6 protein-coding genes are annotated in these 8,470 nt (G+C 68.4%); 3 read left to right on the top strand and 3 right to left on the bottom strand.

Going from position 1 to position 8,470, the window contains the following annotated elements; translation table 11 throughout:
- The first annotated feature begins 267 nt into the window (after positions 1-267).
- A complete protein-coding gene (locus ACWGJY_RS37110; RefSeq protein ID WP_453265307.1) occupies positions 268-1,062 on the top strand; it encodes an oxidoreductase in 795 nt (264 codons plus the stop codon).
- A gap of 143 nt (positions 1,063-1,205) precedes the next feature.
- Here the strand turns inward: ACWGJY_RS37110 and ACWGJY_RS37105 are convergent, their stop codons facing one another.
- Together ACWGJY_RS37105 and ctaD are read right to left on the bottom strand one after the other, a co-directional pair.
- Positions 1,206-1,556, bottom strand: a complete 351-nt coding sequence (locus ACWGJY_RS37105; protein ID WP_453265306.1) for a hypothetical protein — start codon at positions 1,554-1,556, stop codon at positions 1,206-1,208.
- Between the two features lie 12 nt (positions 1,557-1,568).
- Entirely contained in the window at positions 1,569-3,305 is a 1,737-nt protein-coding gene (gene ctaD, locus ACWGJY_RS37100; RefSeq protein WP_453265305.1) for an aa3-type cytochrome oxidase subunit I, read from the bottom strand.
- A 420-nt stretch (positions 3,306-3,725) separates the two neighbouring features.
- Here ctaD and ACWGJY_RS37095 point away from each other — a divergent pair, with 420 nt between their 5' ends.
- Both ACWGJY_RS37095 and ACWGJY_RS37090 read left to right on the top strand, forming a co-directional pair.
- Positions 3,726-4,118, top strand: coding sequence for a TraR/DksA family transcriptional regulator (locus ACWGJY_RS37095; RefSeq protein WP_453265304.1), 393 nt, complete (start codon positions 3,726-3,728; stop codon positions 4,116-4,118).
- An 869-nt stretch (positions 4,119-4,987) separates the two neighbouring features.
- A complete protein-coding gene (locus ACWGJY_RS37090) occupies positions 4,988-7,015 on the top strand; it encodes an ATP-binding cassette domain-containing protein (protein WP_453265303.1) in 2,028 nt (675 codons plus the stop codon).
- A 269-nt stretch (positions 7,016-7,284) separates the two neighbouring features.
- On the opposite strand, the gene ACWGJY_RS37085 is transcribed toward ACWGJY_RS37090, so the two are convergent.
- Positions 7,285-8,470, bottom strand: a 1,186-nt coding sequence (locus tag ACWGJY_RS37085) for an amidohydrolase family protein (protein WP_453265302.1), incomplete at its 5' end; no start/stop codon positions are given.

Here is an 8,470-nt window from a genome sequence, read left to right as displayed (position 1 = left end):
CCTCAGGATCTGCCTGAGGTGCACCCACAGCGAGCCGCGGGGTTCCGCCGGCTCCCGGTGACCAGGTCTGCGCCCTGTACCGGGGACGCGCAGCCGGCCCCGCCCGGCCGGCCTGGCGCGGTGGCCGCGGCGGGACGGTGCCGTGCTTCCGCCGGGACTCCTCCTGGCACCGGGTGCCGATGCCTGTCCGGCGGTGAATACTGAACCCATGCGCCCGGTTTCAGCGGTTTTCCCGGTTCCCGGACAACGGTGCAGGAGCGGACGCCCATGGATCTGAACCTCGAGGGCACGGTCGCCCTCGTCACCGGCGCGAGCAAGGGCATCGGCCTGGCGGTCGCCGAGGCGTTCGGCCGGGAAGGTGCCCATGTCGTCGTCGGCAGCCGTACCGAAACGCCTCAGCTCGCCGCTCTGCGCGAGCACTACGACGTCACCTTCGTCCCGGTCGATCTGGCGGCGGCCGACGGTGCGGACCGGCTGGTCAAGGCCGCCGCGGACCGGCACGGCGGGATCGACGCGCTGGTCAACAACCTCGGGGCCACCCATCCCCGGGCCGGCTTCCTGGACATCGCGGACGCCGAGTGGCAGCAGGTCTTCGACCTGACCTTCTTCAGTGCGGTCCGGGCCAGTCGTGCCGCATTGCCGCTGCTGCTCGCCGGCGGAGGCGGAGCGGTGGTGAACGTGAGCTCCGTCAATGCCCGCCTCCCGTTCCCGATGGTGGTGGACTACTCGGCCGCCAAAGCCGCGTTGAGCAGCCTCACCAAGGCACTGTCGGAGGAGTTCGCACCGCGCGGAGTACGCGTCAATTCCGTCGCCCCCGGACCGGTCCGCACCCCCTTCTGGACCGACCCGGGCGGCTTCGCCGACGCTGTCGCCGCGGGTGCCGGCAGTACCGCCCAGGCGGCACTGGACGAGGTGGTACCCCAGCAGATGGGCATCTCCACCGGGCGGATCACCGAACCCCAGGAGGTCGCCGACCTCACGGTGTTCCTGGCCTCCCCCCGCGCCGGCAACATCACCGGCGCCGAATTCGTCATCGACGGCGGTCAGATCAAGACCACCTGACCTGGGCCGGCCTCACAGGAGGCTGCGGATGGCCCGGTCGCGAGGTCTGCCGTCGCGGCGGGCGGAAGGCCGGCGGCCGGAACACTGCGGCCGGAACGCCGGTGGCCGGAGCCGCCCCTCCCGGTTCGTGGCGCCGGCGCCGGTCAGACGGCCCGCAACAGGACGTTGAGGAACACCAGGGCCGTCAGCACGGCCAACGCGGTTGCCAGGACGCGGCGCTTGAGGAGGTCATAGCGCTGCTGGTACTCCCGCCTGACCTGGAGGGCGCGGGCAGCGATACGCGTGACGGCCATCCGCGAGACATCGAGCTGCCTGCCGGCCAACAGGGCGACCAGTTCCTCCCGTTGGGCATCCGTTGGCCAGTCGAGGGCCGCGACGACGGCTTCGGCGTCGGTGCGGGCGCGGTCGATCTCGGCCTGCCACAGGAGGTAGCCCTCCATGCTCGCGATGCCCGCCTGGACGGTGCGGCTGTCCGGCGTTCGGCTGTCGGTCATGGCGCGGCCCGCTCAGCGCGGCTCGTTCCCCGAGGGGCGCTCGCTGCGGCGTGACCCCTCGGGTTCGCCCACCTGGCGCAGCGCGGCGGCCTTCCTGGCGTCGTCCAGCGCGGCGACCTCGGGGTGATGCAGGTCGAAGGCCGGTGACTCGGAGCGGATACGGGGCAGCGTGGCGAAGTTGTGACGCGGTGGCGGGCACGAGGTGGCCCACTCGAGGGATCGTCCGTAGCCCCATGGGTCGTCGGCGAGTTGCGTCGGGGCGTACTTCGCCGTCTTCCAGACGTTGTAGAGGAACGGCAGCATCGAGAGGCCCAGCAGGAACGAACCGATGCTGGAGACGGTGTTCAGCGTGGTGAAGCCATCGGACGCCAGATAGTCCGCATAGCGGCGCGGCATGCCTTCGACGCCCAGCCAGTGCTGGACGAGAAAGGTGAGATGGAATCCAATGAACAGGGTCCAGAAGTGGATTTTGCCGAGCCGTTCGTCAAGCATTTTGCCGCTGAACTTGGGCCACCAGAAGTAGAAGCCGGCGAACATCGCGAAGACCACGGTACCGAACACCGTGTAGTGGAAGTGCGCGACGACGAAGTACGAATCGGAGACATGGAAGTCCATCGGCGGTGAGGCCAGCAGAACGCCGGTGAGCCCGCCGAAGAGAAAGGTCACCAGAAACCCGATGGACCAGAGCATGGGAGTCTCGAAGGACAGCGAACCGCGCCACATCGTGCCGACCCAGTTGAAGAACTTCACCCCGGTCGGGACGGCGATGAGGAAGGACATGAAGGAGAAGAACGGCAGAAGTACCGCACCGGTCACGAACATATGGTGTGCCCAGACCGTGACGGAAAGGCCCGCGATGGAGATCGTCGCCGCGACGAGTCCGATATAGCCGAAGATGGGCTTACGGCTGAACACGGGGAAGATCTCGGTGACGATGCCGAAGAACGGCAGCGCGATGATGTACACCTCGGGGTGGCCGAAGAACCAGAACAGGTGCTGCCACAGCAACGAGCCCCCGTTTGCCGGGTCGAAGACCTGTGCACCGAATTTGCGGTCCGCCTCCATTACCAGCAGCGCGGCGGCCAGGACAGGGAAGGCCAGCAGCACGAGCACCGCCGTCAGCAGGATGTTCCAGGTGAAGATCGGCATCCGGAACATCGTCATGCCGGGGGCGCGCAGACAGATGATCGTCGTGATGAAGTTGACCGACCCCAGGATCGTTCCGAAGCCGGAGAAGGCCAGGCCCATCACCCATAGGTCGCCGCCGATGCCGGGGGTACGGATGGGGCCGGACAGCGGGGTGTACGCGGTCCAGCCGAAGTCGGCGGCCCCGTCCGGTGTGATGAAGGCGCACAGGGCGATCAGGGAGCCGAACAGGTAGAGCCAGTAGGCGAACATGTTGAGCCGCGGGAAAGCCACATCGGGTGCGCCGATCTGCAAGGGCATGATCCAGTTGGCGAAACCGGCGAACAACGGCGTCGCGAAGATCAGCAGCATGATGGTGCCGTGCATCGTGAAGGCCTGGTTGAATTGCTCGTTCGAGAGGATCTGCAGTCCCGGGCGGGCCAGCTCCGCCCGAATGGCCAGCGCCAGAAGACCGCCGACCATGAAGAATCCGAACGACGTACCCAGGTAGAGCGTGCCGATCGTTTTGTGGTCGGTGGTCGTCAGCCAATTCACCACCACCCGTCCGGCATTCTTCCGCCGCCTGACTGGTTGCAGCGATTCCTTCTGCTGAACGGCTGTCACGGTCCGGACTCCTCATCGCATACGGTCGGCCCCCTCGCCGGGCTGACGGTACAGACCACCCGGAAGACGCCAAAGAGGCTCGCCGCCGCACACCATCAGTCACATCAAGCCCACCGCACGGGAATTGAGTGCGGCGATGTGCACCGCATCGCGGCGGTGTTCACCCCATCGGCATGCTGCAATCGTCGGCGCCGGCGAGAACGTCATGGATCAGCTGCCGAACGAGTTCCGGACCGTCCAGCTGCTGCCCGGCGATTTTGCGGCCGGCTGGTTGGCCGGCCGGCGGGTTCCGGCGAAGGGTGTGGCGGCCGTGGACAGGATCAGCGGCGGTTCCTCGGCCGGATGCCGTCAAACCGGCCGGATCAGGCCTGAGCAGCGATGGCCGGAATAGCCAGATCACACTTTTTGTTATGTTCAGTCGTGGAGCATCACACCGGAAAAAACGCCGGAGGCTCGGCAGCGCCATGGACGGCCGCGACGGAGCAGATCGATGACGCCCGAGCCAGTACCGAGCGGCTGATCGACTCGCTGAAGCGCTTGTGGGACGGCGTCGTCGAAGCGGCGGCGCTGACCGCCAACGACGACGAGCACGATCCCGAGGGAGCCACGGTCGCGTTCGAGCGAGCCCATCTGCGGGACATGCTCAAGCAAGCGCATGCCGACCTGGACGATCTCGACCGCGCTGCCCAGCGGATACGCAGCGGCGCCTACGGCCGCTGCGAACGCTGCGGCGGCCCCATCTCCGTCGCACGGCTCACCGCCCGCCCGACGGCGACGACCTGCATCGCCTGCGCGAACAAGGTCAACCGATAACGCACGGGACCTCGTGCGCCGCGGCTGCGGCAGGCCGGCGGTCCGGGCTCGTTACAGCAGTCGATCATGCGGAGCCCGGTTCCAGCGGGCCGGTCCGGGCGCCTGGCCGGGCTCGGACGCCAGGCCGGTCCGGACGCCCGAGCCGGTCCGGCGTACCCGCGGGCGTCTGGCCGGGCAGAGCCGCCCGGCCCTCTCCCTTTCCCAGAGCGTCGGCGGGGGCATCGGTGAGATGCGGGACCGGCCGTCGCGCGTTCCCGGGTGTGTGCAGTGAGCAGCCGATGGCCCTCAGGCGGACGGCCACACACCGCGGCGGGGACGGGGCATACGCGGACCGGTGTCATCCGTGCGGGCCGGCCGCCATGACGAGGGAAGTTGGCCCGGCCGGCAAGCGAACCGGCCCCCGGACACCTCAGCCCCCTCACCCCGATACGCCCCGGAGCAGCGGCAGCATCCGCCGGCGCCCTGCCACCCGCCTGCCACCCACACCCGCCACTCGCGCCCGCCCTTCTCGAAGTCGCCCCGCCGACCGCCGCAATACCCCGAAAGAGCGACCCGGGCTGTTCGAGCGCCCGCAGACGCACACAGGCCGGCGGCCGAGCGGCCTCCACCGGCGACCGGAACATGCGTTCACCCTCTGCCCCCGAAGTGCCCGTTACGGGGGCATGATCCGGGCCGTTCTTAGAGCACGTGTACTCATCAGTCCCTCCCGGAGGAACCGTGAATCTCGCAACCGTGCCCGCGCCTGGACCCAGCCGGTTCGAACATCACCGGGTTTTCCCCTGTCCGCCACAGGGCTCCCCGGGGCGTGCAGTTGACGCTCCCGTGCGTGGTGCTCGCCGCTCAACACGACCGGATACGAGGTGGGGAGCATGAGCGAGACGACCGCCTCGGCCGACACCCCCGACCCGCGGAGGAAGGTGCCCGCACCGCGCCTCGATCCCCTGGCGCTGCCGCCGGCGGATGTGCCCGCAGGCCCGGCGAGCGACGACATCACCGACGACCTCGAAGAGGCGTACTGGTCGGTCTACGACGGCGCCGCGGCCAAGGCGACGGTCGGACAGATCCTCGCCCGACTCCCCCGCATCGTGCGCCAGACCGGCCAGTTGGCGTGGCGGGCCGACCGTCCGGCGACCATGGCCGTGGTGGTGCTCCAGCTGGTGTCCGCGGCAATGTCCGCCTTCGGCCTGGCAGCGTCCGTCGCCGTCCTCCACCAGCTGTTCGCCCAGGGACCGACCCCGGACAAGGTCCGCTCCGCCGTCCCGCAGATCCTGCTCGTGGTGGCCTTCCTCTCCGCGCGGGCCCTGCTCGAAGCCGGGGTCGCCGTCGCACAGGCCCGCGTCACACCCAAGATCCGCACCGCCTTGGAGAGCGACTTTCTCCAACTGACCGCACACGTCCGCCTGGAGGTGGTCGACGACCCCGACTGGCACGACGACGCCTATCGGGCCAACGACCGCGGGCTCTTCTACGCACGGCAGATCGTCGGCCAGGTCATCTCCATGGCCTCCGCTCTCCTGGGACTGATCGGCACGGCCGGCGTGCTGACCGTCCTGCACCCCCTGCTGCTCCCCCTGCTTCCGCTGTCCGTCCTGCCCGTGGGAGCCGCCGCAGTGCGCACCGCGCGAGCACGCTTCCACAGCTTCAAGCGGTGGAACGCCCTGCAGCGCCGGGTGCGGGTCTTTTCCTGGCTCCTGCTGGACCGCGACTCGGCGGCCGAACTGCGCGCGGACACTGCCCAACGGGCCCTGCTCGACGAGCATCACCGCCTCACCACCCGCATCGCCGAGGAGGACACCCGCCTGGGCGTGAGCGCCGCCCTCCTGACACTGGCCGGGCGTGGCCTGGGCGGAATGGGAGCCGGGGTCACCTACCTCGCGCTGGGGGCCATGCTGATCGCCGGGTGGCTTCCGCTGGCGGCCGGCGCGGGCGCGGTCATCGCCATCCAGGCAGTCCAGACCTCCCTGACCCGGTTCGTCGATGTCGCCCACCTTGTCTACGAGCACGCGATGTGGGTGACCGACCTCCTTGCCTTCCAGGAGCGGTGTCGCGCCCTGCAGCCCCGCCGACGCGAACGGACAGCATCGGAATCCGTCAGAACGATCACCCTGCGGAACGTCAGCTACACCTACCCCGGCAAAGACACCCCTGCGCTCGATGACATCTCCCTGACCCTGCATGCCGGGGAGACCGTCGCCTTCGTCGGCCTCAACGGGTCCGGCAAGAGCACCTGTTCACGGCTGATCGCCGGTCTCTACGACCCCCAGGAGGGTGCGGTGCTCTGGGATGGGGTGGATGCCGCGGACCTGGATACCGAATCCCTCCAAAGGCGTGTGGCCACCGTGCTGCAGGACCCGGTGCACTTCCCCTTCAGCGCGCTGGCGAACCTCACGGTCTCGCGCGGCACGCTCACCGAGGCGGATCCTCAGCGGGCGCTGGACGCGGCGCGGGCCTCCGGCGCAGAACAGGTCATCGCCGGGCTGCCCGGCACCTGGCAGGCGCTGCTCTCCAAGCGCTTCCGCGACGGCCAGGAGCTGTCGGCCGGCCAGTGGGCGAAGGTCGCCGTAGCCCGGGGTCTGTACAAGAACGCCCCCGTGCTGCTGCTGGACGAACCGACCGCAAGCATGGACCCGCGCGCCGAACACGACGTCTACCAGGCCGTGCTACGTGGCAAGCTCCGAGACGACCAGATCACCGTGCTGATCTCCCACCGCCTGGCCAGCGTCGTCGAGTGCGACCGCATCTACGTCTTCGACGGCGGGCGCATCACCGAATCAGGATCCCACCAGGAGCTGATGGCCCTCGGAGGCGACTACGCCCAGATGTTCACCCTCCAGGCAGCCGGCTACCAGGCCGCACCCGCGACATCCGACTCCGCGTCCAGGACGGTCCACCCGTGAACCCGAAGACCTCACAGGTCGACGCCACCTCGCCGCAGGGGCAGGGGCAGGGGCAGACGAACGCTTCAGCACGGATCCATGACGGGGCCGGCGTAGTACTCGAGCCGTAGATCGTGATCTTCATGTCTGATTCGCGGCTTGTCGACAGTAATGGCCGGCCTGGTGGCGGCGTCGCCAGGCGGGCCGATCGAGCCGGTGGGCCACGTCGTGCACGGGCTGGGCGACGAGCATCGCGAACAGGCGCTGGATCTCCCTGCAGGCGAGCGGGATCAGCCCTTGAATATCCTTCCAGCTCGGATCACGGCTCGGATGTCGAGCAGCGTTTCCAGATGGTGTAAGGGATTGTCGGCTACTGCGATGAGGTCGGCGTCGTACCCGACGGCGATCCGTCCTTTGCGATCGGCCAGCCGACATGCCTGTGCGGCGAGGGTGGTGGCCGAAGCCAGTGCCTCGGTGTTGGTGAGACCGAGAGAGCCAAGGTGGATGATCCCGTGCGGGAGCACGCCGTGGGGTTTGCGGGGACCGGCACCGGCGTCGGAGCAGCAGACCAGTCGCGCTCCTTCGCGGTGCATCCGTGCGAAATTCGCACTTCGCTGCTCTACGCGCTTGGCCATGTGTGGTGCGACCATCGAGCCTGTCGGGAGCCATGCTTCGGTGGCGCCGATGAAGATGCCTGCCTCCACCACGGCCGCAACGGTCTTCCAGTCGGGTTCGACACCGTCTTCGGTAAAAAAGGAGGCATGCTCGATGCCGTCGACGCCGGCTGCAACGGCATCAGCCATTCCCTTCCGACCGTGAGCATGCGCGGTGACCGGTCTGCCGTGTGCATGGGCCGCCCGGGTTACCGCTGCAAGTTCGTCGCGTGTGTACTGTGACTGGTGCGGCCCCCATCCAGGGGTGATTACGCCACCGGTTGCCATGATCTTGACTACGTCGGCGCCGCGTGCGATCCGCTCCTCGACGGCGGCTTCCACGGCCGCCATGCCGTCGGCTTCGCCGCCCAAGAACCAGCAGTGTCCGCGAGTTCGCGTGATGGGCGGTCCGGCGGCGAGAACCTCCGGACCTGCCTCTCTCCCTGCCCTGTAGTGGTCACGGAGTGATATGGCGAGAAAATGACGATCGCCGAGGTCCCGTACGGTGGTGACACCCGCCCGCAGCTGTTGCCCGGCGTGGACGTGCATGCGTGCCAGGGTGGTGTCGGCATCTTCATCTGCCATCGCCTGCTTCGACTTGTCGTCGGGGTCGAAGGCAAGGTGTACGTGAGAGTCGATGAGACCAGGCAACAGCGTGGCGTCACCGAGATCCAGAACACGCAGGTCTGCAGAAGGCGGCGCCCCCGTCATATCGACACCGGCAATGCGTGAGCTTGTTCCGCTTTGACGGACACCATTGGTGTGGTGGTCAGGCTGCGAGTGCGGTCTCATATTCGGCGGGACTGCGGTAGCCGAGGCTGCT

This window comes from Streptomyces sp. NPDC054765 (assembly GCF_053612065.1).
The sequence above is the reverse complement of the archived record's forward strand: the minus strand, read 5'-3'. Positions and strand labels throughout refer to the sequence as shown.